General features: G+C 43.1%; 30 protein-coding genes and 1 pseudogene. 27 read left to right on the top strand and 4 right to left on the bottom strand.

Features of this window, described 5'->3' with window-relative positions; translation table 11 throughout:
- Positions 1-225, bottom strand: a 225-nt coding sequence (locus C7R92_RS30500; RefSeq protein ID WP_146147643.1) for a transposase, incomplete at its 3' end; no start/stop codon positions are given.
- Between the two features lie 1,118 nt (positions 226-1,343).
- Here C7R92_RS30500 and C7R92_RS30495 point away from each other — a divergent pair.
- From C7R92_RS30495 to C7R92_RS33325, 4 genes are all read left to right on the top strand, one after another.
- The gene (locus C7R92_RS30495) at positions 1,344-1,883 is read left to right on the top strand and encodes a sigma-70 family RNA polymerase sigma factor (RefSeq protein WP_082910174.1); all 540 of its coding nucleotides are present in this window, start codon (positions 1,344-1,346) and stop codon (positions 1,881-1,883) included.
- Positions 1,876-2,937: a DUF4179 domain-containing protein gene (locus C7R92_RS30490; protein ID WP_064202807.1), complete on the top strand. Its 1,062-nt coding sequence runs from the start codon at positions 1,876-1,878 to the stop codon at positions 2,935-2,937. The genes C7R92_RS30495 and C7R92_RS30490 overlap by 8 nt, the downstream gene beginning before the upstream one ends.
- A gap of 549 nt (positions 2,938-3,486) precedes the next feature.
- Positions 3,487-4,416 (top strand): acetamidase/formamidase family protein, encoded by a 930-nt coding sequence (locus tag C7R92_RS30485; protein WP_106836719.1) that lies wholly within the window; start codon positions 3,487-3,489, stop codon positions 4,414-4,416.
- 1,018 nt (positions 4,417-5,434) lie between these two features.
- Positions 5,435-5,821 carry a helix-turn-helix domain-containing protein gene (locus C7R92_RS33325; RefSeq protein WP_328138873.1) on the top strand — a complete coding sequence of 129 codons (387 nt, stop codon included), beginning with the start codon at positions 5,435-5,437 and terminating at the stop codon, positions 5,819-5,821.
- Between the two features lie 320 nt (positions 5,822-6,141).
- Here C7R92_RS33325 and C7R92_RS30475 read toward each other — a convergent pair whose 3' ends face one another.
- Positions 6,142-6,729, bottom strand: a complete 588-nt coding sequence (locus tag C7R92_RS30475; RefSeq protein ID WP_244195872.1) for a site-specific integrase — start codon at positions 6,727-6,729, stop codon at positions 6,142-6,144.
- Here C7R92_RS30475 and C7R92_RS33220 point away from each other — a divergent pair.
- The 13 genes from C7R92_RS33220 to C7R92_RS32520 all read left to right on the top strand — a co-directional run bounded on the left by C7R92_RS33220 (position 6,723) and on the right by C7R92_RS32520 (position 13,565).
- Positions 6,723-6,902, top strand: coding sequence for a helix-turn-helix domain-containing protein (locus C7R92_RS33220; RefSeq protein WP_106836718.1), 180 nt, complete (start codon positions 6,723-6,725; stop codon positions 6,900-6,902). The two genes, C7R92_RS30475 and C7R92_RS33220, sit on opposite strands and share 7 nt — an antisense overlap.
- Positions 6,902-7,540 carry a BRO-N domain-containing protein gene (locus C7R92_RS30465; RefSeq protein WP_244195871.1) on the top strand — a complete coding sequence of 213 codons (639 nt, stop codon included), beginning with the start codon at positions 6,902-6,904 and terminating at the stop codon, positions 7,538-7,540. Before C7R92_RS33220 ends, C7R92_RS30465 begins: the two co-directional genes overlap by 1 nt.
- A gap of 30 nt (positions 7,541-7,570) precedes the next feature.
- Entirely contained in the window at positions 7,571-7,753 is a 183-nt protein-coding gene (locus tag C7R92_RS30460; protein WP_106836717.1) for a hypothetical protein, read from the top strand.
- Between the two features lie 119 nt (positions 7,754-7,872).
- A complete protein-coding gene (locus C7R92_RS32150) occupies positions 7,873-8,013 on the top strand; it encodes a hypothetical protein (RefSeq protein WP_158265785.1) in 141 nt (46 codons plus the stop codon).
- 281 nt (positions 8,014-8,294) lie between these two features.
- Positions 8,295-8,549, top strand: coding sequence for a helix-turn-helix domain-containing protein (locus tag C7R92_RS30455; protein WP_106836716.1), 255 nt, complete (start codon positions 8,295-8,297; stop codon positions 8,547-8,549).
- A 20-nt stretch (positions 8,550-8,569) separates the two neighbouring features.
- Positions 8,570-8,821: a hypothetical protein gene (locus C7R92_RS30450; protein ID WP_106785033.1), complete on the top strand. Its 252-nt coding sequence runs from the start codon at positions 8,570-8,572 to the stop codon at positions 8,819-8,821.
- Between the two features lie 147 nt (positions 8,822-8,968).
- The gene (locus C7R92_RS30445) at positions 8,969-9,511 is read left to right on the top strand and encodes a hypothetical protein (protein WP_106836715.1); all 543 of its coding nucleotides are present in this window, start codon (positions 8,969-8,971) and stop codon (positions 9,509-9,511) included.
- Positions 9,512-9,826 (top strand): hypothetical protein, encoded by a 315-nt coding sequence (locus tag C7R92_RS30440; RefSeq protein ID WP_106836714.1) that lies wholly within the window; start codon positions 9,512-9,514, stop codon positions 9,824-9,826.
- A 44-nt stretch (positions 9,827-9,870) separates the two neighbouring features.
- Positions 9,871-10,872, top strand: coding sequence for a DnaD domain-containing protein (locus tag C7R92_RS30435; RefSeq protein ID WP_208636248.1), 1,002 nt, complete (start codon positions 9,871-9,873; stop codon positions 10,870-10,872).
- 2 nt (positions 10,873-10,874) lie between these two features.
- Positions 10,875-11,804: a primosomal protein DnaI gene (dnaI, locus tag C7R92_RS30430; protein ID WP_106836712.1), complete on the top strand. Its 930-nt coding sequence runs from the start codon at positions 10,875-10,877 to the stop codon at positions 11,802-11,804.
- 112 nt (positions 11,805-11,916) lie between these two features.
- Positions 11,917-12,693 carry a Rha family transcriptional regulator gene (locus C7R92_RS30425; protein ID WP_106836711.1) on the top strand — a complete coding sequence of 259 codons (777 nt, stop codon included), beginning with the start codon at positions 11,917-11,919 and terminating at the stop codon, positions 12,691-12,693.
- Positions 12,694-12,715: 22 nt separating this feature from the next.
- Entirely contained in the window at positions 12,716-13,363 is a 648-nt protein-coding gene (locus C7R92_RS30420) for a hypothetical protein (RefSeq protein WP_106836710.1), read from the top strand.
- 37 nt (positions 13,364-13,400) lie between these two features.
- On the top strand, positions 13,401-13,565 hold the full coding sequence (locus C7R92_RS32520) for a hypothetical protein (protein ID WP_167403243.1): 165 nt from the start codon (positions 13,401-13,403) through the stop codon (positions 13,563-13,565).
- Between the two features lie 1,047 nt (positions 13,566-14,612).
- On the opposite strand, the gene C7R92_RS30410 is transcribed toward C7R92_RS32520, so the two are convergent.
- Entirely contained in the window at positions 14,613-14,924 is a 312-nt protein-coding gene (locus C7R92_RS30410) for a hypothetical protein (protein WP_106836708.1), read from the bottom strand.
- Between the two features lie 396 nt (positions 14,925-15,320).
- The gene (locus tag C7R92_RS30405; RefSeq protein WP_106836707.1) at positions 15,321-15,968 is read right to left on the bottom strand and encodes a hypothetical protein; all 648 of its coding nucleotides are present in this window, start codon (positions 15,966-15,968) and stop codon (positions 15,321-15,323) included.
- 168 nt (positions 15,969-16,136) lie between these two features.
- Between C7R92_RS30405 and C7R92_RS30400 the strand changes: the two genes are divergently transcribed.
- The 10 genes and pseudogenes from C7R92_RS30400 (at position 16,137) to C7R92_RS30350 (ending at position 23,751) form a co-directional block, all read left to right on the top strand.
- Positions 16,137-16,412, top strand: a complete 276-nt coding sequence (locus C7R92_RS30400) for a hypothetical protein (protein WP_106836706.1) — start codon at positions 16,137-16,139, stop codon at positions 16,410-16,412.
- 12 nt (positions 16,413-16,424) lie between these two features.
- The gene (locus tag C7R92_RS30395; protein ID WP_106836705.1) at positions 16,425-17,354 is read left to right on the top strand and encodes a phage Gp37/Gp68 family protein; all 930 of its coding nucleotides are present in this window, start codon (positions 16,425-16,427) and stop codon (positions 17,352-17,354) included.
- Positions 17,344-17,589, top strand: a complete 246-nt coding sequence (locus C7R92_RS30390) for a hypothetical protein (RefSeq protein WP_106836704.1) — start codon at positions 17,344-17,346, stop codon at positions 17,587-17,589. Before C7R92_RS30395 ends, C7R92_RS30390 begins: the two co-directional genes overlap by 11 nt.
- Complete coding sequence (locus tag C7R92_RS30385) at positions 17,573-18,034, top strand: hypothetical protein (RefSeq protein ID WP_106836703.1); 462 nt, start codon at positions 17,573-17,575, stop codon at positions 18,032-18,034. Before C7R92_RS30390 ends, C7R92_RS30385 begins: the two co-directional genes overlap by 17 nt.
- Positions 18,035-18,625: 591 nt before the next feature.
- On the top strand, positions 18,626-19,018 hold the full coding sequence (locus tag C7R92_RS30380; RefSeq protein ID WP_106836702.1) for an ArpU family phage packaging/lysis transcriptional regulator: 393 nt from the start codon (positions 18,626-18,628) through the stop codon (positions 19,016-19,018).
- 564 nt (positions 19,019-19,582) lie between these two features.
- Positions 19,583-20,056, top strand: a complete 474-nt coding sequence (locus tag C7R92_RS30375; RefSeq protein WP_106836701.1) for a hypothetical protein — start codon at positions 19,583-19,585, stop codon at positions 20,054-20,056.
- Between the two features lie 204 nt (positions 20,057-20,260).
- On the top strand, positions 20,261-20,755 hold the full coding sequence (locus tag C7R92_RS30370; RefSeq protein ID WP_106836700.1) for a hypothetical protein: 495 nt from the start codon (positions 20,261-20,263) through the stop codon (positions 20,753-20,755).
- Positions 20,756-20,974: 219 nt separating this feature from the next.
- A pseudogene (locus C7R92_RS30365) lies at positions 20,975-22,257 on the top strand (site-specific DNA-methyltransferase).
- Between the two features lie 396 nt (positions 22,258-22,653).
- A complete protein-coding gene (locus C7R92_RS30355) occupies positions 22,654-22,902 on the top strand; it encodes a hypothetical protein (RefSeq protein WP_106836698.1) in 249 nt (82 codons plus the stop codon).
- 12 nt (positions 22,903-22,914) lie between these two features.
- Positions 22,915-23,751, top strand: coding sequence for a phage terminase small subunit-related protein (locus C7R92_RS30350; protein ID WP_106836697.1), 837 nt, complete (start codon positions 22,915-22,917; stop codon positions 23,749-23,751).
- The last annotated feature ends 168 nt before the right edge of the window (positions 23,752-23,919 follow it).

Here is a 23,919-nt window from a genome sequence, read left to right as displayed (position 1 = left end):
TTGATTTTCCTTACGTAGCTCTATCAGTTCCGTTTGTTCCGCTGTTCGGTTGTCCTTTTCTTTGAAAGACCCTGTAGTTTTACTCTGTTTGACCCAACGGTCAAACGCAGATGCACCCAGATCATATTCTTTTAAAATATCTGCACGAGGTTTGCCATTCTCATAAAGCTGAACCATCTGCTGTTTGAACTCATCTGTAAATGACCGACGCTCACGTTTCCGCATGACAATCTCTCCGTTCTATTTCGATTTGCTTACAATCTACTAGACCTTAAGAGAATTGTCCAATTCAGTGTAGCCGATCCAAGACGCTGTTAACTAACCACAATATAGACAGCATCTAAGGTAAGTGTATATATGAGTACCCACGAGCCAGTAAGCGTCCGTTTTGTCGATTCACGGGTCCTTCTGGAAGCCGGGAAGAGTGCGGGTGAAGCGAGCCCCGAAATCCCGCTAGATTCTAATTTTAAAATTCACTTGCGCTTTCGCTTGGGTACAGCCTAAATGAGAGCTTTTTTAATTTTAGCTTCATCTTATGCGTCAAAAATGAACACTGGAGATTTTTGTCCTAAAACGAAAGTGAGGTGGGAAAATTGACGAGGCCAAAGGCGAAACCAGAGAAGCTACAAGATAAAGAAATACTGACGTCAGAATTGGTGGCAATTGTAGGGAAGACTCCCCAAAGGTTGGGTCAGTTAACCAAACTCAAATTAATATAGGTTCGAAAAAAATGACTCTGTTCTAGCACATGTGGATGGTACGCGTAAAGCCGAAAGACTAAGATGCGATTGAGGACAACCTAAAGGTACGGCAGCTGCCCGACATCCTCGGACTTCAGACTGAATGGGGAGGGACATCAAAAATTGTAAAGTTGGAGTCGAAATAGTAAGGCCCTCCTTCGGTTAAATCCGTAGAGGGATTTACGTATTCTTGGTAATGGTATAGGAAGGTGGTGCTTCTTGTGCACATTTTTAACCTTATTTTTGATCCAGTCGTTTTCGCAATTGCGACAATCGATATAGTTTAGTAAAGCCGAGCTGAAAATCCACTAATGTTAATACCTCTCCAGCTGATCCCAACAGCAGCACGAAGTAAAACGTTTTAACAGAGTGGTCGGCTCATTACTAAGTGAAACATCTATAGAGAGACTTAAACGTTAGAACTGATCATGCTTATCCACGTTATGAATTACACTTTCAGTAAAAAGAAACCATTAAATCCAGCGTTTTTAATAAATTTAAGATGGAATTGAGTCGTATAAATGAAAAATTTAGGATAATGAGAACCAAACTGCTCTCTCCTTGTGTCTATATTATATAGACTTCAAACAGGATGTGAATCGATTGAGAGAACCGATGAATAATTGCGATGAAGAGCTTGCATGTTCCGGAGATTTAGAAGCTTTTACAAGGCTGGTCAAGAAACATGAGCAGAGCATGTATCGCGTTTCCCGTTCCATTTTGACGTCCGAAAACGAGTGTCTGGATGCTGCACAGGAAGCAATAATAAAAGCCTACCATTCGTTGTCTACTTTGCGGGATCCCCGTTTTTTCAAATCGTGGCTCATGCGAATCCTTGTCAATGAATGCCACCGCCTGGTCCGTAAAAACCGCAAACTCGTACTTCTTGACGAATGGCATGAGCAAGCATCTTCCTATCGTTTTGAAGAGAACATCGAGGTGCACGAAGCCGTCCAGCTCCTGGAAGAAGAACTTCGACTGTGTATCGTTCTGTATTACTTTGAGGATATGGCAATCAAAGACATATCGATCGTACTCAGCCAACCGGAGGGGACCATTAAATCTCGCTTGAGTCGGGCAAGAAAAAAGTTGTCTGCCTATTTCACTTCAGAGTCTACAGAATGGAGGACTGGCCATGAATGAATTACAGGTTGATAAAGAGCTTCGCGAAAAAGCAAAGAAAGCGATTGTTGATGTTCCCATGCATTTTTCTGCTGGAATCGATCAAGTGCTGGGCTCTCTTCCTGTCCGTCCTGTACTGAAGAAATCATATGTGAGGAAGAACAAGTGGTTGATATCCGTTGCTTGTCTTCTTATGGGTATGTTCTTATTGATTGGGACGGGGCTTGTGTCTCCAACCATGGCACACATGCTAAAAAACTTGCCTTATGTGAGCACCATTTTCAGTTTCGTTGGGGATTCAGGGATAAAAGTAGCCGATCAACAAGGACTTACTCAACCGTTGGATCAGTCAGTGAACAACCAGGGAATCACGGTGTCTCTAAAAGAGGCCTATTACGATCGCCTTAATCTTTCGATTGGTTTTGTTGTCACATTCCCGCCGAGTGAAAACGGGTTTCAGCATATAGAGAAGCTCAGCTATGAATGGCAAGGTCGTACGATAACGAGAACATTCACGACGGAAGAAGCCAAGAAAAGTTATCTGCTACATTGGCGTCACGTCGAGGGAAATACATACTACGGAACATTTCAGCCGTTCTTCTTTGAAGAATTGCCTGAAGAATGGACATTAAAATTGGTATTACAGAAAATAGGTGGCGTAGATGGAACATGGCAATTTGACATTCCTCTTACTCGAAAACCTGCAGATGCTGTGACGAAGGTAACGGAGCCAGGAGTTTCCGGACAATCAAGAGGCTTCATTCTCTCGGTTAAACAAATTATTCGAACCCCTAGTACCACTAGGATTGTTTTTGGGGTACAGGGTGAAAGTGAATCCATAGAACCGGCAGAGGAAGAAACGTTGAATCAGATTGACCTTTTGTCAGATGCTATTCGCGTTTTCGATTCAAAGGGCGTTCCTCTTTCCAGTATTACAGACGAAAAGGGAAATAGGCGAGGTGGCATCACCGGTAGCACCCTCTTCACCAAGGATTTCCATCCGATTTCCGTGGACTCCCACTCCATGACTATCGCTGTAGACAAACAGTTGCGTTTCGAGATCCCACTCGACTGACAAAAACCACTCAGCCGCCCGTCTTCCTTTTAGGCTGAGTGGTTTCTGCTGTTATTCAAGGGCTGCCTCAATCACGTGTCTACTGGTCAACCGGGTCACTGAGCAGATACGCGAACCATGAGCAAGATTGCGTTTATTGATGTTCACGCGTTCAGAAAATTGTTAGGAAACCATCTCGGCAGATGGTTAAAAGTACAGGAAATGTCCTGAGAAGGGTTGATAGAACTAACTCACGGACTTTTTCTATTTGTCTGTTCTCATTTTGTTTGTATATAATTAAGAACTACTTGTAAACTAGAGTGACGCTTTCGGTTGATAGATAGCTATATTATTAGGGAATGATATAATGTGTCATACGTATGGCATTTTTTATTGTTATTAATATGTTTAAATTGGAGTGGTAGTCAGGAATAAAACGTACTTGGCTGCCACTTTTTGATTTATAGAACCCGTTGGCTGAATAATTCGAAAAGTAATCACAACCTCCAGGGGGTTTCCACACATTTCCTGTTGTACATTAATATGAGATACAAATTAGGAGGTGTCTATATGGCAGAGTTTTTTATTCACCCAGATCGTTCAACTCTGCACGGTTCTTTTTCAAAGGAGTTCACTCCAATAGTATCAATCAATTCGGGTGACACCGTTCGCTTTGAGACTATTGACGCCGGGTGGAATACTGGTCCATTTCAATTAGACGGTGTAAGAGAGAAATTCTGCGAAAGAGATGATCCACAAGACAGCGGACATGCCTTGATCGGACCTATCTACATTAATGGAGCAAAAGAAGGAAAAACCTTGGCTATTCGCATAAACGATATTAAGACCGGTAATTGGGGTTGGAGTAGCGGAGGTGGATTCCCGAATATTATTAACAAAAGATTGGGTCTTCACGAGGGACCAGAGTATGTTTTGATGTGGGAGTTAGATGCTTCTAACAATTTAGGGATTAGTAACAAAGGGCATAAAATACAGCTCAAGCCCTTTATGGGTATTATGGGCATGCCTCCAAATGAAGAAGGGATACACTCCACTTACCCTCCGAGGTTCTGTGGAGGGAATATTGATTGTAAAGAACTTGTACCTGGCAGTATTTTATACTTACCCATAGCAGTAGAAGGTGGCCTTTTTTCAGTGGGTGACGGTCATGCTGTTCAAGGTGATGGAGAGGTATCCAGTCCAGCTCTCGAATGCCCAATGCAGTTAGTCGATTTAACTTTCACAGTACTTGATCAATGCTTATCTTTCCCAAGAGCAGAGACTCCCCTTAAGAGAATTACCTTTGGATTCCATGAAGATGTACATGAGGCAGCGATGATTGCCTTAGAGGGAATGCTTGATTGGATGCAGGAGTTGTATAGTTTTGAGCGAAAAGAAGCGTTAAATTTGGCAAGCCTTCTTGTTGACTTGCGTATTACTCAACTAGTCAATGGCGTTAATGGTGTACACGCCTTATTATCCAAAGAAGCCGTTCTATAAATAATAAATTATTTAACAAAACTTATGTATGAATAGTTAAGCAAAAAAGGCTACTGTATGACTGATATGCTCCTCTTTAAGTAGACTGGTTGCTTTGAACAGCTCATGGTCATTCTGCTATTAGGTTGATAGTTTATTAAAAAGAGGTATTCAAGAACGTCTTTTTTCGTTCCTGAATATCTCTTTACTTTTCCAATTAGATTTCTAAGTACATATGCGATTACATATAGTTCTTTAGATTTGTAGTAAAGAACTACAGAAATATTTTTTTCCTTGAATAAAAAGTTGTGAACTCACGTTCCTATCCAATAAAATGTAATTATCATTATCTACAATAGAAAGTCATGTGACACATTATAATTTCCTTCTTGATTTAGCTATCATAGAATCAGTTTAGTGATTAATTCTAGATAACAAACGTTCTTTACGGAGTGGTGCGGAGTGTTATCGGATATCGAGAGAAAAGTCCTCAGAGTGATCGGCAACTACTCAGCTTGAACTCCTTTCTGGCACTGTTATACTTTATCATTGTTTAGACGAAAAAGTACGGGGGACTCCGGAACACATCACCCTAATAAACGACTGTAGCAAACATAAATTATCCGCCCAGCACCCTTGTGTTCAGGGGTTCCCCGGGCGGATTAAATATAAAAATAATGAATGACATGATAATAAACCCGCCTCTTTACTGAGACTGGTTTTGCAGCTTATATGCTCCTGCAACCTGCTCCAATACCTTTAATAAAGAGTGGAGACAGTATATCCCAGGGAAATCATCGAAAAAGAAAATTCTCAGTGTAGTACATGAATATGAACATAAATATGATCGAGATAAAAAGCACGATGATTTCTGGCCGATGTAAAGGGGACCTTGGATGCAGCGAAGAAATTCAAGTGCACCATTTTTGTGCAATTTGTTTGCACCAAATCACAAACATTGATGAGAAGATGACCAAACAGTCCATAAGGTCATTTCCAAACTAGATAGTAGAACAGTGCAAGGAAGTTTAATAGGTAGGTGAGTAGGGATGGAACACAACAACTTTTTTCAGATAGGCAGATTTCAGAAATCGAAGAACGTCTAAATTCCATGCAAAAGTTGATGGTGATGGATGTAGATGCGCTGATTAAAGAAGTTCGGGCATATCGGGAGCTTTTGAACGAAACCAAGGAGGAAAAGACAAAACTCGTTGAGAGAGTACGATTTGATTTACCATCAGTGGATGAAGAGATATTGGATGCTTATCCTGACGCTTTGAAACCAAAGGATATACAAAATATACTTGGCCTTGGTCCGGTTAAGACTTATGAACTTTTAAACTCTGGTGAGTTTCATGTTGTAAGGGTTGGCCGATCCTATATGATTTCCAAACGGGTTTTTCTTAACTGGTTAAAGGGACAATGACGATTAGAAAAGTGGTGCCGAATCTGGTGCCGAAACGTAAAAAAGGGCACCAAAAAGAGCTAATGCCTAACAAACATACCAACCAATAGAATGCGGTTATATCAAGGCTGCTTCATCTTCAACAAAACGTAACAAAAAAGGTCTGGCGTCTTGACAGGGTGGGGGTCGCTGGTTCGAACCCAGTCCGGATCACCATATGATGAACGTTGAAACCCTTGGTAATCAAGGGTTTTTCTTATGTCCTCGTCCATCCACCCTGACAACATAATCCCTCTACGTTGTCGCTTGACAACATTTTGACAACCTTTATTCAACTAAAGTCATTTTGAGCGTTTTTGTTTCATCATTTTCTCGAAGTTGTCAGCAGCATCTTTTTGCATGTCCGGCATGACATGGCTGTATACATCCATTGTAATTCCAACCCGGCTATGCCCGAGACGTTCAGATACAACTTTAGGATGCTCGCCCATTTGTAACAGCATCGTTGCGTGAGTGTGGCGTAGATCATGAAAACGAATTGCTGGGAGTCCGCTTTTCTTCGTGATTCGTTCGTAGTGTCTTAAGAGATTGCGAGGGTCTTGTGGTCGGCCGTCATCGTAGCAGACAACTAGATCATTGTCCTCGTAGCCATCGCCATATTGCAGGCGTAATTTGTTTTGTTTTGCCTTATGCCGTTTCAATTCATGTAATACAAACTGAGGGATCGCAATTCGCCGCTTTGCACTTTTGGTTTTTGGTTCTTGAAAGATGATGCCTTGATTAGAAGGCCGATAGAGAGTTTGCTGGATGCTGATTTTAGCTTGTTCAAAGTCAATGTCTTTCCAACGCAAGCCGAGGATTTCTCCACGCCTCATGCCAGTATAGATAGCCAGTACGAACGCAATATGGCAACGGAGAGAGTATGCCATCAATTCTCACAGCCAAGCACATCGCTAATTATCTTCACATCTCAGAACGTCGTGCTTACGAGCTGATGGATCTTAAAACCTTCCCATTGATCCGGTTGGGACGTAGTAAGCGTGTGAATAGGGAGTCATTTTTAACATGGCTACAGGAAAACGAGAATAAGGGGGCTTGCTGATGACAATGAACATGCGTGTTGAAAGTTGGATGGGGCATTCAATTCGGTTTGTAGAGACGACACCTGGAGATTGGGTAGGGATTGCCAAGGACGTAGCTGATGCTTTGAGGTATAGCGATACAAACGCGATGACAAGGCATTTAAACAAGAAATACCTTACAACCGTCAAATTGACGGGTATGAACCAGAACTTCACCGCGATTAGCGAACAAGGGATTTACAAAGCTGTGACTCGCTCACAAAGACCGGAGGCCGAAGAATTTGAGGATTGGATTTTCGAGATGCTTAAACAACTCCGAAAATCAACTGGACTCGAAGGATTCCAAATCTTCCGTATGTTGGACAAAGACCATCAGAAGGAAGCCATGAGCCGATTGAAAGCCAGTCTTTCACAACCTGTGAAGGTGGACTTTATCAAGGCAAACACTATTGCTAACAAAACAACGTCTTCGTTAAATGGGCATCCAAAGATGATTAAGAAAGATCAAATGACTCCGAAGATGTTGGTGCAACGACAGGAGATTCTGGACGACACTGTAAACCTAATGTCCGTAAAAGAAAAGTTTGGTTTAGATTTATCTGTTTCCAAATCAATTTATGGAAAGTACTTGCACATGAGGACTAAGCAAGCGCAGTAGAGGGATAAGCTCTAAATGAGGTGATCACTAATGCGTAAGAAAAGACCACAACTTAGAATCGTCGCACATTACATGATGATTAATGGCGAGAAAGTGGCGATTGACCCGGCCAAAACTGATCTTCCCGATCGTTGTAAGTTATTAATGGCAGAAATGATAACTGGGCAAATGTTTGTATTGGTTGATAGGGATAAGGGAACAAGCGGCTCTTAGGAGTTACTTTGGTGGACAAGCTTGGAAGGACATCCTGTACCAGAGGATGATTAGTGAGGGGAACTCTTACGGATAGGTTAGATTGGGAATAATAACACATAAAAACTGGAGTGGTCCCAATGGAAGAGTTTACCAAAATTGTCCTTAACGCAGAACAAACAAAAAAGTTCCTTAGTTGCTTCGTACAAGAGGCAATTCAGATTGCAAACAAACGGCTTGAAGAAAAACACGTAGTTGAAAAAGAGGAACGCGACTCATAATGTGCGCTTCGATGGTCTTGTAAAATGTCCCGAGAAAGGGTGAGAAACAAAATGGAAAACGGTCATAAAATAGTTCCTCCAAAACACAAAATTATTGAGGTGATAAATAAGTATATTCTGCCTGACTTGTTACGCAAAAAACCAGGAGACTTTTCCCGCGGAAAGCGTAGTGGATCGGATTCATAAGATGATTAAAGGTGATTGATAGCAGTCGTCTTAGGTGGACAAGGCTTCACTTGGAACATGTGGGGGGTATTTACTGAGGGGAGGTGAGCAAAGGCATGTACCGGATAACTCTACGCGAAGCCCGCTTAAACTGCCGAATGGAGATGAAAGAAGTTTCAGAGAAAACTGGGATTCCCGTTCGTACTCTTAAACGTTGGGAAATTGATAGCGGGAGAGCAAACCTTGTCTCGGTTTATAAACTCTTAGCCTTGTATGGTTTCGCTTCATTGAATCATATCCATTTCGGTTCAGAATCCGAACTTCTTGCACAGAGGCAAGCGGCACTAGCAAACATACAAGAACCTGCTTGAATTTGAAAGGAGGCTAACGGATGAGACATGAGAATGTCAAAGAAACGCTGGATGGGGTGGATGAGGAGCAGCTTTCGATGATCGTATCTGCTCTTGAGGAAACAGCCAGACGCTATGACCAGCAAGGCATGATTATGGTAGCTCTCAAAATGCGAATTACTGCTGAAAAAGTAACGGAAATAAAAAAAGCTCGGGAGTCCGAACAAGCAGCCAAAATCCTCGGGCGTTGGGCAAAAAAAGAAAAGCCCACCTGCTACGAGCAGATGGGGTAAGACAGTCATTTCCTAAATTGTCTTGGCGGACCAAGGAAATGACAACCGTATCAATGGAGGACAAGCCTCGCTATTACCTATTATAGCGAATGTTGCAAATATGTATACATAAAAGTCTGTCCTCCTACAAAAAGGGAGGGAATCTGTTTGAAAATGCTTATGAACTGGTTGAAACCAGCTATTCACAAAAGAATGGATAAATTACCTATCGAGAAAAACGAGGCAGTCAAACTGGCAAATACTCGGTTTTACGAGCTTTATGCGGAATTGGGGACGATCCTCGGTGAAGAACATTCTGAGATACACAACGAATTAGAATCCTGCGTGAATTGGCTACGGGCAATTGAGGAAGAAGTAACTTTTGAATACGGAATACTCGATGGAATAGCGCTTGGTTCTGAAATGCAGGGTTTTTTCCAAACTCCTGTTTGGAATCTATTTACCGATGAAACAGAACTAAAGGCGAATTTACGGAGGGTGCAGGACATTGCAAAGAATGCAAGTACCGTTGGAGACGCAGAAGATCGTTATGAATCTGCTTTAATGCGTATTGAAGCAATGTTACCGGATCAGAAAGATTTACTCACATCGTTACATGATGCTGTCCATTCGATGCGAGAAGCGTGCGTGGAGGTATCGTACCGGACTGGCTTGAGTGACAATCCTTCTTTGGGAAGGAGAGTAGTGTAAATGGCACTCGCAAGGGACTTAGAAGTCAGCAAGCGGGATTTTGAAGAGGTAGCTGATACGCTATTTGCTCATCGCTTTAATGGGTACGTTTTCCGCAAATCGGACGATTATCAAGAGAAGAGCAAGAGCCTTGTCGGATTAATGGACGACATTCGTAAACTGCTTCCTGATGATCAGGAACACTTGCTAAATAAGCACGACGACACATTGGCTTCAATGGAAGCCATAACCGAAGAGTTTGCATATAAAGCGGGCTTCATGGACGCGATGGTTCTTCTATATCAATTAAGATCAGAACCCAAAATTGGGGGCTGAGGCGATCTGGCAAATAAATGACATCAAAAAAGGGGGCGCATAAGATGGCAACCTATAGACAAGTACAGACAAGCTTTTGGCAAGATGGATTCGTTCTCGATCTGACACCAGAAGAAAAGTATTTCTTCCTGTACCTCATGACAAACAGCAAAACGACTCAGTGTGGCATCTACGAGCTGCCCAAGCGAATCATAGAGACGGAGACAGGATACAACCGGGAAACGGTGGACAAGCTTCTCAACCGTTTTGTCGAGTACGGGAAGGTCGCTTACAACGAGACAACCAAAGAAATCATGATGTTGAACTGGTTAAAGCATAACCGGATTAACAGCCCCAAGGTGAAAGCCTGCATTGCCAAAGAGTTGAAAATCGTTAAACACAAGCCGTTCTTAGAGGTTTTTCAAGCTCTTTGTAAAGAGTATGGATACGGTATCGATACGGTATCCATAGACTATGGGGAAGAAAAAGAAAAAGAAAAAGAAAAAGAAGAAGAACAAGAACAAGAACAAGAACAAGAACAAGAACAAGAAGAACAACAAGAAGTAGGAGCAGGAGCAGGAGCCAGCAGTACGTTGGATGACCTACCGGATAAGACCATCCCCCAAAAACCTGATCCTGTCACTTTCTATATGAATAACATCACAGCAGCAATACCGCCAATCATTGTACAGGACATTGATCAATGGATTGCTAAAGGTCACTTTGACGAGCCAGAAGAGATCATTATCGAGGCCCTTAGAGAAACGATCTTGAATGGCACGAAGAGTTGGAAGTATACGACAAAAATCCTCATTGGCTGGGCTGATCAAGGATTACGTACACTCCAGCAAGTCCAAGCTGCTATTGCTGAACATGCAAGGAGCAAGACATCGAATAAAGGCAAATACAGTCGCGGTCAGTCAACGGAATTGTCAGAAGCCGACAAAGCGTATTTGGACAACCTTCGAGGAGGACAAGCACCGCAAGACGATCCAAGCTATGATCCAGCACAAGATCACGAATTGCAAAAGCTGCTGGGCCAGCTCCAAGGCAAGGAGACTGAGTGAACATGAAGTCAATTGGAGACGTGCTTTCAAACGATGAAAGATGGCAGATGATTATGGAAAAGGCAAAGCAATCAGAAGACCTTCTGTACAAGCACGAGCTGATTCAATGGCTTATGAACCGATTTCCTGAGGAGAAATTCCCTTTGCCAGAGCTTTACGAATTTCGGGATACGAACATGCATTGCACTGATTGCAAAGGTTTGGAGACGTGTCGGAATTTCTTCATAGGGCACAGAAAAACTGCTTTCGAAGTATCTGGGAGAGTGGAGTTGCGTTTCTCACCTTGCGAGCATCAACAAAGCCATGATCACCAGCGCAGGTTAAAGGCATTGGTCAAAAGCCAGTTCGTCCCTGATCACATCATGAATACGACCTTTGAAGCCTTGGAGAAAGATGCAGGACGGATCGAAGCCATAAAAGCAGCCATTAACTTTTGCGTCAGCTTTGAGCGCGGGAAGACAACAAGAGGACTCTACATATACGGCCCGTTTGGAGTTGGCAAAAGCGCAATAGCAGGGGCAATGACTCAGGAGCTGGCAAAACGTGGCGTAGACGTTTTGATGCTGTACGTACCGGATTATCTGATGGAGATTAAAGCATCGATTGAGACGGGCGGAATGGAGCAAAAGCTGGAGGCTCTGAAAAATGTATCTGCGCTTATCCTGGATGACATAGGAGCAGAAGCGATCACGGCATGGACTCGTGACGAAGTGTTGGGGCCAATTCTTCAACGGCGAATGGAGAAGCTGCCCACCATTTACACGTCCAATCTAAAACTCGATGAATTGGAGCAGCACTTTGCCAAGGCGAAGAACAGCGAGCCGAACTACAGGAGCGCAGCGCGGATCATGGAGCGGATCGAGCCATTTGTGGATTACTGCGAAGTGAAGGGACGGAATAGACGCCGTGCTCAAAAACAATCGTCTACTTAACAAACTAAAAATAGTTATCCACAGTTCGTTTAAGTTTTTGCATCTAAAAAGCTATCCTAAATATAAGGATGGATGAACTACCAAAATCTACTACTAAACGGGGGGAAGAAACTTGAACAAATTGGTCTTTATTGAGAACGGAAGGGTAATTACCGATAGCTTGATTGTGGCAGAGACGTTTATGAAGAATCATAGTGATGTTCTTCGCGACATTCGAAATCTTGGCTGCAGTGATGAATTTCGACTCAGCAATTTTGCAGAGTCATCTTACCCCAACCAGCAAGGTAGACAAATGCCGAAGGTAGATATGACTAGGGACGGTTTTACCTATTTGGTAATGGGATACACAGGGAAGGAAGCAGGTCGGTTCAAAGAAGACTACATCAAAGCCTTCAATGTGTTGGAACAATCGCTTCGCCAGCAGATGCAACCGCAACTGACCACGATGGAAATGGTTGCTTTCCTGGCAAATCAGGCAGTCCAGAAGGAAAAAGAGGATGCTCGGCGGGATCAGGAACTAAAGGCGTTAAAGAACGGCTTTGAAACAATTACAGACAATCTGACGGCTGTGCCAGATGCAGCCAAGGTAGTCGATCTAATTAACGAATACTCTCGCTGGACTCGAATGGGGCACAACGAAATATACAACCGCATCTACGACACTATGAAGGATCAACATGGCATTAACGTCTTGGAGCGGGTGCAGCGGGAGCGGGACAAGATTAATACCGATCGAATAAAAAGCATCGGCCGCCCATATGCCGAATCAACACTCAAGAAAATGGTCAACGGAATCGACGTCATGGTGCGAATGGGTGCGCTGGACAAGTTTCACACTATTCTCGTCGGAATGTTAGCTAAAGCAAAAAGTGAACGAATTTTTAACTAAACCACTAAAGGAGCAGATTTATATGACAACAATTCAAATGATTGATTCAAATGCTGGAGAAGCGATGCACCTATTCGAAGTGGTGAAGAAGTTCGGCGTTACATGCAGCTTAGAATTTAAGTTGGAAGGAGTTGCCGATCCGTTTATTGGAATCTCAGGCGTTAACGTAGATGTGGACTATTTGGAAGCGGAGGACGGTGACACCTTGATTGTAAATATGGGAGAGGCGGAATTTGCTTTCGGTCTAGGCGATCATGATTTCAGTAGATTCATTTCTGATTGCCAAATCATGATGGCTATTGGAGCAAAAGACGGGAAATATATCGCTTGGTTCAATAGTGGTGTTATTTCTCCAAACGGGATCGTGGAAGCTAACGGCTATGACGGCACTGTTGGAGATGAAGATATCAATGAACCAGAGTTCACGGAAGAAGAGAAAAAATTGGCCTACTTTATCAGAAGTCTCGATTTTGAAGCTGTGTTAGATGCTGTATCGGGGATCCATCGCGAAGTGGATCAAAGTAAGAATAAAGCAGCAACGCATTTACGAGCTGGAAGGATTCAAACAGCTAACGCATTCGATAAACGGGCTGCCAACTTGGAGCAACTGGCCTGCTTACTTGGGGAAGCCAACAAAGACTACAATGCACACGTTTGCCAAGTGGATTAATCCACTGTCTTCACCAATAAACAAGGAGGAACAAGCGATGAAATGTGCATTTTGCGATGAAGAGATCGTGGGGGACAAGCCTGAGTGGATACTGGTAAGCAAGAAGCCATCTGTCGATCATTATTGCAGCTTGGGGTGCCTATCGGGGCATGTAGATGAAATGGCAATCGAGGCGGAAGAGAAAAACGGATTGATTAATTAAATTGAAATAAGTGTATCCGGCGGTTCGGATCAAATGCGCCGCCGGATACACAATGTGTAACTTGATAAACGTAATTAAGGAAAAGCCTATGATGAAACGATTAGATCAATCATCAGTTCTTTGAACAGGAGGACTGATCCAACAACTAATGTTGTTGTGAGTAGTAATTTGAGAAATACCAAGACTCTTGTGTGATTTCTGTAAAGAGAAAAAGCTATGGCTCCAAGTTCAATACAAATGATCACTATCCACCAATCAATAAATTTCATGGAAACACCTCATTCCAGAAGGTTAAACCACATTTTACCATATACTGCGAGGTGTTAACGCAATAGTTATGTAGAGAAATAAAAAAACCTTAAGCAAGAAATGCTTAAAGTTTAACTTAACTTCTTAGATTTTAATTCTTCAACTTCACGGGTAAGCACTGCAACTTGTCTTCTGAGTTCGTTTGATGGTTCTGTACATCGTCTTCCGATAATAATTGCTGTACACAGTAATGACCCTATAACACCGAGCAAAGTAACAAAAAAGAAGACATTTACTCCAAGCAAATGGACACCTCATTTCCATATTATTACAAGTTTGATTGAATGTATAGATCAGGAGGTTTCAAAAACTGAATAGATAGTTAGGGATTACTCAGAAAGTCATTAGCGTGTCACTAATGAAAGTAGTCATTTACGTTGCTTTACAAAACGGTAATTCAATAAACTAGCGGTCGCTTAAAAGGGTGATTATGATCGTCACTACAATGCTTAACACTAAAGATGCAACTAGATCCTGATTCCGTGTTGTATTAGCGAATATGCTCCATTTTCGACCTAAGAAGCTAAAAAATCTAGCTATTAGAAACATTGGAATGAACAAAGTAACAGCCAAACCAAGCATGATCTCACCTCAAGGAAGAAAAAGTAATTTAGTTCCAATTTTCTCAAAGAATAATCATTTACACAACACACGATTTGATAAAAAAGAGATTCTAAATGCCGTAATCCCGACACAAAAAAATACCCCCGGGATATCCCGAGGGCCGTTGATGGCTGTCTAAAATTCGCTACTGAATGGCGTTTCATAAGTAATATTTCCACTCATATCTTTTACAGCGCCTGAAACAAATTTGACTTTATAAGTAAATCCAGTGTGCCATGTTTCAGGATTATAACCCATGTGAATTTTAAGAACAGGGTTTTCGGGATTGCTCGTATCCCATTCAATACTTTGATTAGCCGCAGGATGTCTGAGATTAGCTCCATTTTGGTTGTTAATTTGGGAAATTAACTCATTGATATCATTGATCGCTAAAGTATCATCTGATAATTCTTCATTGAAGCTGATCAGCAAAATGCTCGCATTCACAAGAGTGATTGTCCCAACTGCTGGCGTTTCATCAATGCTATTCTCGACTTATTCCCTTCTGTTGTGAGGGTTTTTGTTCGAGCCTACACCGTGCGGGCGACTTTCATCGCACACGGCGTTCCATCAACAGATAAGAAAGCGTGTTTTACAACGGGCACATATAACATACGCCATCCTATCTATAACTGTCTGCTAACTAAAGTTATAACTTTAGGTGGCTCTGTTATAAACGAACTGAGCTTAACAAACCAATCGATTTGTTACATGGGGAGGTTCTGAATGCTCATGAACTGGCCAGTGAAAGCATTCGCGAGTTTGTCCAGAACAATGAAAACGGTGTGCCCTTAGAAAACTAAGACACACCGGATGCTGTTTGGCGAATTAAGATATACGGTTTCAGTTTGACTTATTACTGATAGGAATGATCTTATGTGTTTGGAAATCCCATTTATATAAATCGGTTTTAACGAGTTTTTCTTCACCACTTGTAGTATCGAGCACACTCGCCCACAACTTTAGACCGCCATAGGAAAAGTCTAGAGTATGCTTGTCAGGTAATTTTTTTGTAATAAGTTTATCCACTTCAACTAAGCTACCTTGTTGGTATTTCAGTGATGACACCTGAATGTAATCCAGATCGACACTTCCATCTGAATTTGTTTTATCTACCCTGTAATAAACAAGGAGGTAGAGGTTGCCGTTTTTATCTTTGTCACTATCCAGTACACCGAAATAAACGTTTCCACTGTTTGGGCCGTATTGCATTGCATCGATCTTAATCACTTTTCCATTCTTTTTCCCTAAAAAAACATACGTGGTGTCTGCAGCCTTTTGGTGACGCTCTAGCAGGTATAAATCATCCTCAATATGTCCAAAGGTGTCTATAAAACCAGAGTCCTTATCTAAGCCGAATACTTGATATTCTTTCGGAATAATAACTTGGGGTGATGGATAGTGAACGGGACTATCATTTTGAGGCGACGCATATGCAGTACTGGTAATCGACAATAGTGCGGCTAACAAAGAAACTACTACTTTCTGCAAAATAAAACCTCCTGTTTAAAATGATGGAAATATTTTAGCAAACTGATGTAACCTGCACAAGCATGACTCTAGGGTATTGAATTCAAGAGAAGCACAGAAAACTTTTGGTTACATCATACACCAACCGTTTTACAAAACATTACGTTTGTACCCAGGGAGGGGAACAAGGTGGACGGTTTGTGCTGCCCAAGTTGCGGTTGCGGAAAGCTATTTCATTACAGCGGTGCGATCGGAGTCTACGAATGCACCTTATGCGGAAGTAATGTTGACCAGCACGATTTAATTCCAACCGAGCAGTTCATGGAAATGGATATGTCGGTGGAGGAAATCAAAGAGTTGATAGATATCAAACTGGATATGATGCTGCTTTTTCCCGAAGACAAGGCAGCGCTTATTGACGACATAAAGAAACTGCGAAGCAGGCTTATAGAAATCGCTAAATAGGAGGGGAACAGGATGGGTACAGCGATTGAATGGACGGACACGGTTTGGAATCCAGTTACAGGTTGCAGTAAGGTGTCAGAGGGTTGCCGCAATTGCTACGCTTTTGCACTTCACGACATGCGGCATAAGGCTTTCCAGGAGGGAAAGAAATTGCCGCAGCAGTACGCAAAACCTTTCAGCAAGATACAGCTGTTTCCTGATCGGCTAGTCCAACCGATGAAGTGGAAAAAGTCGAAGCGAGTGTTTGTCAACAGCATGGCCGATTTGTTTCATAATGATGTGCCAGATGACTTCATATGGAACGTATTCGATATTATGGCAAAAAGCCCTCAGCATACATTTCAAGTTCTCACTAAGAGACCAGATCGAATGATGGAAATGTTATCAGGAAGGTACTGGCGCGACCTCGGCACATCAGCAAGACCTTATTTTGCAAGGATCATCAAAGGAGAACAGCGAGAGGGTGATATGCCGTTTCTCCCTAACGTCTGGCTTGGCACAAGCGTTGAGAATCAGAAAGCAGCTGACGAGCGCGTTCAGTATCTGTTAGAGACGCCAGCCGCCGTTCGATTCCTGAGCTGCGAGCCGTTACTGGGGCAAGTTGATCTTGAATTCACAGTACAATTTGAGCATCCAGACAATGAGGGTTACGGAGTGCAAGCCATAAAAGGAATTGATTGGATCATCGTTGGCGGTGAGTCAGGACCAAACGCCAGACCAATGCATTCCGATTGGGTAGAGAGCTTGCGAGATCAATGCGAGGAATATGGGGTGCCGTTTTTCTTCAAACAATGGGGCGAATGGGTGCCATTCAATCAGATGGATACGTTCCCGGGGCACGAAACAAGAACGGTCAAAATAGGCAAGCAGAGAGCAGGACGGCTGCTGGACGGGCAAGAGTGGAACCAATTTCCGGACAGAGGGGAACGGGATGCAAATTGAAGGTCAAGAGATTCCCGTTTACGACGACTTGGCGGATTTGACCCTCGAACAATTGCAGGCTGAGATGAAACGCCTTGGACCGATCTACGTTAATCGCTTCGAAGTGAATATCGAGGAGTACATGGCTATCAGAATTTATGTGGCCATCAGCATGATGGTCGAGAATATCGAGCGCGGCGTAAATCGCTGGCATCGAATTGATAGTGGGAGGGAACGGGATGCAAGCAGGACGTGATGCTAAAAAGGATTTGGAAATGTGCGGGGCAGCAACAGATGGGCCATGGGAATGGAGTGTGTTTAGCCGTTTTATCATGGGCAAGGATACTGTAGTGGCGACTATTTTAGAGGGTGATGAAGTTACCTCAGACATTATCGCCGTTTCTGACGAAGACGCCAAATTCATTGTAGATTCCCGCGTTGCGTTGCCACACTGGATACAGAGAGCAGTTGCAGCGGAGGAAGAGGTCAAGAGGCTTCAAACAGCAGTCTTTAATACTTACCCGCAAATGATTACTGATCGGGACAACGCGTTGATAGCTGCTAAGAAACGGGAAGAAAAACTGACCGAGGCTCTACGAATGGTTACACGAGAGTTAGAAAGTGAAGGAACAGACAGACAAATTGCTCGTCGTATGCGAAAAGTGGCGTATGACACACTGAAAGAACTTAGGTTTGTTTAACAAAAGAGAAAGTAAGAAAACGAGAGCATGATCGCCCTCGTTCACTATGAAAATAGCAATTATCCTCATCTGCAAAGAGTAATCCACGGAGGGCAAACCCCCCCAGCCCGACGGGGAAGCGGAAGCGGAAGCAGCAACCGGAACAGAAGCTACAATCATTACAGTGAAAACAACAGCAAGCAACTTTTTCATATGTATCACCTCCAGTCGAAGTGTTCTGAAAATAATATACCATAACTTACAAAATATGTAAAAACATATTAGCGCGGGGAAGTGAAGTTGTTTTGCGCTAAGTGTGAGCAGGTAGCGGAGCAAAAGTATTTAACACAATATTTCTTGTGTTTAATCAAGCAACAAAAAAACCACATTCCTCTCAGAAGTGGCTTACCTACTTTTCAAATACCACAGTATTCCTAGGACAATGAAAACAAGAGTAATCCCTAAAACGAAATATGGCTTGTACTCTGGAGGAATGAAAGTAATCTCAGGCATTGGATACCTCCTAAAAAGAGAGCCCCCAATCGGGAGCCGGATAATTTTTCCTTTGACAAGAAAATTATATCACGGGCTACCGCGAGGGGGAATCTGGAAATGAGCGCACAGGTACAAGAACAACTGTCATTTCTGCAACCAGTGAATGAGACAGAAGTCAGAAAGGCCGTTGTGAAAGAACTGAAAGAGTATAAAGCCCTCCGTGTTGCTGTACAGAATAGGCAGGAACTAAGAGAGAAGGGCATAGGTCAACTGTTCCCAAGGCTACAGCCAACAGAGACAATAAACGAGCTGAAGGCCAAACAGATTGATCGAGCATTGCAATACTCGCTAGACGAGATCGAGCGTCGGATTGTTGAAGAAAAGTATCTCAGCACTTCACGCGTAAAAGACATCAATGTGTACCTTGATTTAGGGTTAACAAAAGACCAATACTACACAAAAAAGAAAGATGCAATCAGGCAAATTGCTACGGCACTCGGCATGATCTGAGTGCCCTTTTTTGTGCGAAAAAGCCCAACAAAATCGCGATAAAATGCAGGATAAAACTCGGAGTTTATCAGGGATAAAAGGCAGGACGATTTGAATTTGGATAATCGGTAATCTTGAGTCAAGAGCAAGCGACACCAGCTCTTGGGAGATACCGCCTATCCCTTATCAATGGTGTACCTGAGCGAATCTATGGGTGATGACGAATGTGACCTTACGAGAGGGGGACATTCTGAGCCTGAACGCACAAGTTGCGACGAGCGTAGCAGGGAACCATGCAATTATTTTTCATTGTATGCATTACAGCGGTTTCTAAGTTTTGGGAACCCCTCTCGGAACTTTGGAAACGGCTCCGGCCTCTCGCCCCTTGTCCTGTATCTCTCATATTCAAATACGCCGAACCTGTCTCAAGTGTGCAGATTTACCTGCTGCACGGCCACCTAAAGCCTGTGACCGCAATAGGTATAAGAATGGCTAGCGGCGGAGGTCACTATCGAAGGGGTGGGGGAGCTTTTATAGACAAATAACCCTATTTGATTCAAGATGGAGTTAAAAGGGGGGGGAATTATGGATGAGGTTTTCTCGAAATATCTTTTAATTCCAATATTGACAGCAGTTTTAACTACAGTTGCAGTATATCTAAAGGACTTTTTCATTGAAAGCAAAAAGAAAAAGAAGGATTTAGAGGAGAAACAGATACTTGAACTTTATAACAAATTATTTATCATTTTTCTAAAGTACAATCATGAATTAAAGGTTTCATGGCAAGAAGAAGTCATTGACTTGCCAGAAGATGATTCACCTGTCATTTTTAGAGAATTAGTAATTGATAATGTAGAAACATGGAACGCAGTTTATAAGGAAGTATCTGAGTTAGTCCATGAAAAAATCCACCTCTTGGATTATGAAGATCTTAAGGCCTGGTATGACGTGGAGTTTTACTATAATTGGATTGAAACTGAAGGAGATTTATATGAAGCCTTCACAGCTTTTAAAAAATTTATAAAGAACACAGTAGACACATGGTCGCCTATATCATGAATACCACTTAGCTACAAAGTCTAGGAAGAAAGCAAAAAAGAATGAGATAAAACAAAAGATAAAAAATGCACGTTCTAATCCTTTTTACTCAGAAGAGGAACGACAAAAGGAAATCGATAAACTGAATAAACAATTAATGAAAGTCAGATAGCACACAACATAGCACCCATGGGTGCTTTTTTTCATGGAGGTGGGTGAAATGTAGTGCGTCAGTATGTCGACTCAGCGACAGGAGAAATATACTACACGGAGGAAGTACTGCGCCGGTCGGATGAAATTGTAAAAGTATTTCGACCTGTAGGCCGCAGCTCAAAATTCGTGAAGATCAAAGCCAGCCAAAAGGCAAAGCGACGGCTCAGAAAGCTGTCACTCGCCGAGGCTGGCTTTTTGTTGAAGATCGCACCTTATGCCAGCGAGGGAACTAACCTCCTGCAAGGCGACAATGAGCGCGGACAAAAGGGGACGCCGCTTACCGTCAAAGACCTTGCCCGCATCGCAGACTGTTCCTATCCAACAGCACGCAAGATCGTGAAGGCATTCATTGAGCTGCACATCATGCGTCGAACCGACTTGGAAGGACGGTCAGCATTAGCAATCAATCCACTGTATTCTCTCAATGGGAAGACAGCAGAAGCGTGGCTCCTGCACCTATTCAGTCAGGAGATCACAGAGGCAGGCGAAGACCCAAATTTGGACTAGGGGGTCGCCAGAAGCCAACAGCCATCCGAGGCATGAAGCTCTAAGCCTCAACCCCATTTTTTGCGGTGAAACAAAACATATACTTTTCCTCTGGAATAGTAGTCGTTTGATTACACCTACAGAATACGTCACCAGCCCAACAGCATCAAGGCATCCAGCAATTTTAAAGCTGGCAATATTCTTTATTCTTACTTTATTGCCACGAAGGAGCTGAACAGCATGGATATACGGAAAATATCAGTCTCTAAAATCAATCCAGCCCCGTATAATCCCCGCGTGGATTTGCAACCGGGCGATCCTGAATATGAGAAACTGAAACGATCCATCGAAGAGTTTGGATACGTGCAACTGCTCATCTGGAACGAACGAACAGGGAACCTTGTTGGAGGTCATCAAGGATTCAAAATACTTGTCAATGAATTGGGATCCTCGGAGGTCAATGTATCGGTTGTGGACTTGGACGATGCCCGAGAAAAAGCCTTAAACATTGCACTAAATAAGATAAGCGGTGATTGGGATGAGGATAAACTTGCCCACGTGTTGGCGGAGCTGCAGGAGAGCGATTTGGACGTAGAGCTCACAGGTTTTGACCTGAAGGAAGCTATAGATTTGATCAATGAGTACGTCACCATTGAGATAGATGAGCCAGTTATTGAAGATGATTTCGATGTTGAGAAAGCACTAAACGATATCATTGAACCGGAGACGAAGCCAGGGGACATCTGGAGGCTCGGGCGGCACATTCTTATGTGCGGAGACGCCACAAGTGAGCTGGATGTAAAACGGCTGATGGATGGACAGCAGGCAGCCCTAGTAGTTACTGATCCACCCTATAATGTTGCTGTCAAAAGTGAATCGGCAGGACTGGCTTTAGACGGAAGGGAAAGCATCTTGAATGATGATATGCCTATGGAACAATTCGAGCATTTCCTTCAATCTGTGTTTGCAAATTATGCATCAATCATGGACCCGAAAGCAGCAATCTATGTTTTCCATCCTTCTAGCTATTAGCGAGAATTTGAGAACAAGATGAACGAAGCCGGAATAGTATCGCGCACCCAGTGTATTTGGGTAAAGAATGCTTTTTCGTTGTCGTTCGCTCAGTATAAATTCAAGCATGAGCCAGTGTTCTATGCTCATCTAAAAGGGCAGGCTCCTGCATGGTACGGAGATCGTAAGCAGACTACGGTTTGGAAAGCTGATCTAGCACCAGTCCCTGAAGAACCAGAGACAGTTTGGGAGGTATCACGAGGGGATTCCATCCTACACAAAAGCCATTGGCGCTGCTTGCTATTCCAATTGGGAACAGCAGTCAGAAAGGCGATACCGCTGTCGACTTTTTCGGCGGTAGTGGTTCCACACTGATGACATGTGAGCAGATGGGGCGTATTTGTAGAACAATGGAGCTCGATCCAAAATTCTGCGACGTCATCAAGAGGCGTTTCTATGAGGCAACAGGCATTGAACCTGAGTTACTTACGAGACAAAGCGCTAGAAAATGATGTCGATTTCGATATCGGGCCAAGCCTCTTTTAGTGGCAGACCATTTAACTTAACAAGAGAGAGCAACTCATCTGGCTGTTGTGTAGTAATGACACTATCCTCGTCATAGAAACGTGTGAACGAATGACCAAACGGAGTGTTTGTTATTGAGTATCTGTTGCTATTATAAATAAACTCGATGTCACGACCTGATCTTATATCTTCAACGAATTGATCATATGTGTAAGGCGTCATAGCATGCACTTCCTTTCTAAATATAAACAAAAGGGAGACGCGTCAACGTCCCCCCATGCAACCAGGTCACCCCGGCTGAGATAGTGGAAACCCGTGGCCACGGAGTGCAATAGCCACTATCTCGCTGTCCATTCTATCATGGAAAGCTGAGGGTGCCCACAATGAGTCAGGAAAAAAATGAAAAACAGCCTACTGAAATAGAAATCCTTCAAGGTTTGCTAGAGTCAAAAGGGAAATACCGAAAGATTATCCAAGCAGCCATAGCAAAATGGGTGAAGGACTTTCAAGATGGTGTAATCGAGTTGAAAACAGCTGATGATTTGAAAACGCTCATTCAGTTGGATATAGAGCTGCAAAAAGGAATCCGGATGGATAAACGGATGCAGTCAAGAAAGAAACCACGGGGGTGAGGTGATGACGTAATGGCACGCGCTAGAGACCCGAATCGGAATAAAGCTTTCGACCTTTGGAAGCATGCTAACGGAGAAATCAAATTAAAAGAAATTGCTGACCGCCTGGGGGTATCAGAAGGAACCGTCAGAGGGTGGAAGGCAAAGGATCGATGGGACGATCTGCTAAACGGAACGCTCCTATTAGAAAGTGCTCGGAACGCTCCAAAAGAAACGGAACGTTCCAAAGGAACGGAACGAGACCCCAATGATATCTCTTGGTTGGAGATCGAAAAGGAATATGTCACAGATATTAGACGAAAACCATGTACACTCAAATCTCTTGCGGAAAAGTACAGGATTCCTATTCAGACGGTAAAAGAGTATGCAGCTCGGAATGGCTGGACTGAGAAGAGAGCCAATCATCGTACTACCGTCCTACAGAAAACCTCAGAGAAAACGGCGGAACTTATCAGTAATGATATAGCCAAGGCTACAGCTCGTCATTTCAGTGCATCGAACAAGCTGCTGGCTGTGATCGAGGATGCCCTTGGAGACGAGCAACAGTTTTATAAATACGTCGAGAAGCTTCGGAGTGGTTTCGGCCCCGGGGAGTTTGAGGAAACGATTGAGGTTGAAGTCTTAGACTCATTGAACGAAGCTAAGCTGTTGAACACCGTTAGCGCTCTTGAGAAGGTACAGAAGATGCAGCGGCAGCTTATCGGTATCCTAGACGAGAAAGACAGGCGGAGACTCGAAATGGATCAGCGTCGTTTGTTTGGTGAGAGCGAAGACGAACAGGAAGAAGACGACGGCTTCATGGAGGCGTTGGACGGAAAAGTGCAGGAAATTTGGGGCGATTTTACGTAACAGAAAACGGGATGTGGCTAACTTGAGGGAGAAGGGTTTATGAACTCTTTTAAATATGAGGATACCCCCATTAAGGAGCAATACCAATGTAGCTGTCAGTTTAATGGTATCGCGGATTAAAAGGGGGTTAGTCCGAATGAACTTTCCAGGGTCTGTCAAAAGTTTTGT

The organism is Brevibacillus porteri (genome assembly GCF_003013475.1).
Classification (GTDB): Bacteria; Bacillota; Bacilli; order Brevibacillales; family Brevibacillaceae; genus Brevibacillus; species Brevibacillus porteri.
The sequence above is the reverse complement of the archived record's forward strand: the minus strand, read 5'-3'. Positions and strand labels throughout refer to the sequence as shown.

Bases quoted from the DNA above. Each gene is read 5' to 3' on its own strand.
- C7R92_RS30490 (WP_064202807.1), top strand. From the start codon at position 1,876: ATGAATGAATTACAGGTTGATAAAGAGCTTCGCGAAAAAGCAAAGAAA.
- C7R92_RS30485 (WP_106836719.1), top strand. From the start codon at position 3,487: ATGGCAGAGTTTTTTATTCACCCAGATCGTTCAACTCTGCACGGTTCT.
- C7R92_RS33220 (WP_106836718.1), top strand. From the start codon at position 6,723: ATGCCATCAATTCTCACAGCCAAGCACATCGCTAATTATCTTCACATC.
- C7R92_RS30475 (WP_244195872.1), bottom strand. From the start codon at position 6,729: ATGGCATACTCTCTCCGTTGCCATATTGCGTTCGTACTGGCTATCTAT.
- C7R92_RS30465 (WP_244195871.1), top strand. From the start codon at position 6,902: ATGACAATGAACATGCGTGTTGAAAGTTGGATGGGGCATTCAATTCGG.
- C7R92_RS30460 (WP_106836717.1), top strand. From the start codon at position 7,571: ATGCGTAAGAAAAGACCACAACTTAGAATCGTCGCACATTACATGATG.
- C7R92_RS32150 (WP_158265785.1), top strand. From the start codon at position 7,873: ATGGAAGAGTTTACCAAAATTGTCCTTAACGCAGAACAAACAAAAAAG.
- C7R92_RS30455 (WP_106836716.1), top strand. From the start codon at position 8,295: ATGTACCGGATAACTCTACGCGAAGCCCGCTTAAACTGCCGAATGGAG.
- C7R92_RS30450 (WP_106785033.1), top strand. From the start codon at position 8,570: ATGAGACATGAGAATGTCAAAGAAACGCTGGATGGGGTGGATGAGGAG.
- C7R92_RS30440 (WP_106836714.1), top strand. From the start codon at position 9,512: ATGGCACTCGCAAGGGACTTAGAAGTCAGCAAGCGGGATTTTGAAGAG.
- C7R92_RS30435 (WP_208636248.1), top strand. From the start codon at position 9,871: ATGGCAACCTATAGACAAGTACAGACAAGCTTTTGGCAAGATGGATTC.
- dnaI (WP_106836712.1), top strand. From the start codon at position 10,875: ATGAAGTCAATTGGAGACGTGCTTTCAAACGATGAAAGATGGCAGATG.
- C7R92_RS30420 (WP_106836710.1), top strand. From the start codon at position 12,716: ATGACAACAATTCAAATGATTGATTCAAATGCTGGAGAAGCGATGCAC.
- C7R92_RS32520 (WP_167403243.1), top strand. From the start codon at position 13,401: ATGAAATGTGCATTTTGCGATGAAGAGATCGTGGGGGACAAGCCTGAG.
- C7R92_RS30395 (WP_106836705.1), top strand. From the start codon at position 16,425: ATGGGTACAGCGATTGAATGGACGGACACGGTTTGGAATCCAGTTACA.
- C7R92_RS30390 (WP_106836704.1), top strand. From the start codon at position 17,344: ATGCAAATTGAAGGTCAAGAGATTCCCGTTTACGACGACTTGGCGGAT.
- C7R92_RS30385 (WP_106836703.1), top strand. From the start codon at position 17,573: ATGCAAGCAGGACGTGATGCTAAAAAGGATTTGGAAATGTGCGGGGCA.
- C7R92_RS30380 (WP_106836702.1), top strand. From the start codon at position 18,626: ATGAGCGCACAGGTACAAGAACAACTGTCATTTCTGCAACCAGTGAAT.
- C7R92_RS30375 (WP_106836701.1), top strand. From the start codon at position 19,583: ATGGATGAGGTTTTCTCGAAATATCTTTTAATTCCAATATTGACAGCA.
- C7R92_RS30355 (WP_106836698.1), top strand. From the start codon at position 22,654: ATGAGTCAGGAAAAAAATGAAAAACAGCCTACTGAAATAGAAATCCTT.
- C7R92_RS30350 (WP_106836697.1), top strand. From the start codon at position 22,915: ATGGCACGCGCTAGAGACCCGAATCGGAATAAAGCTTTCGACCTTTGG.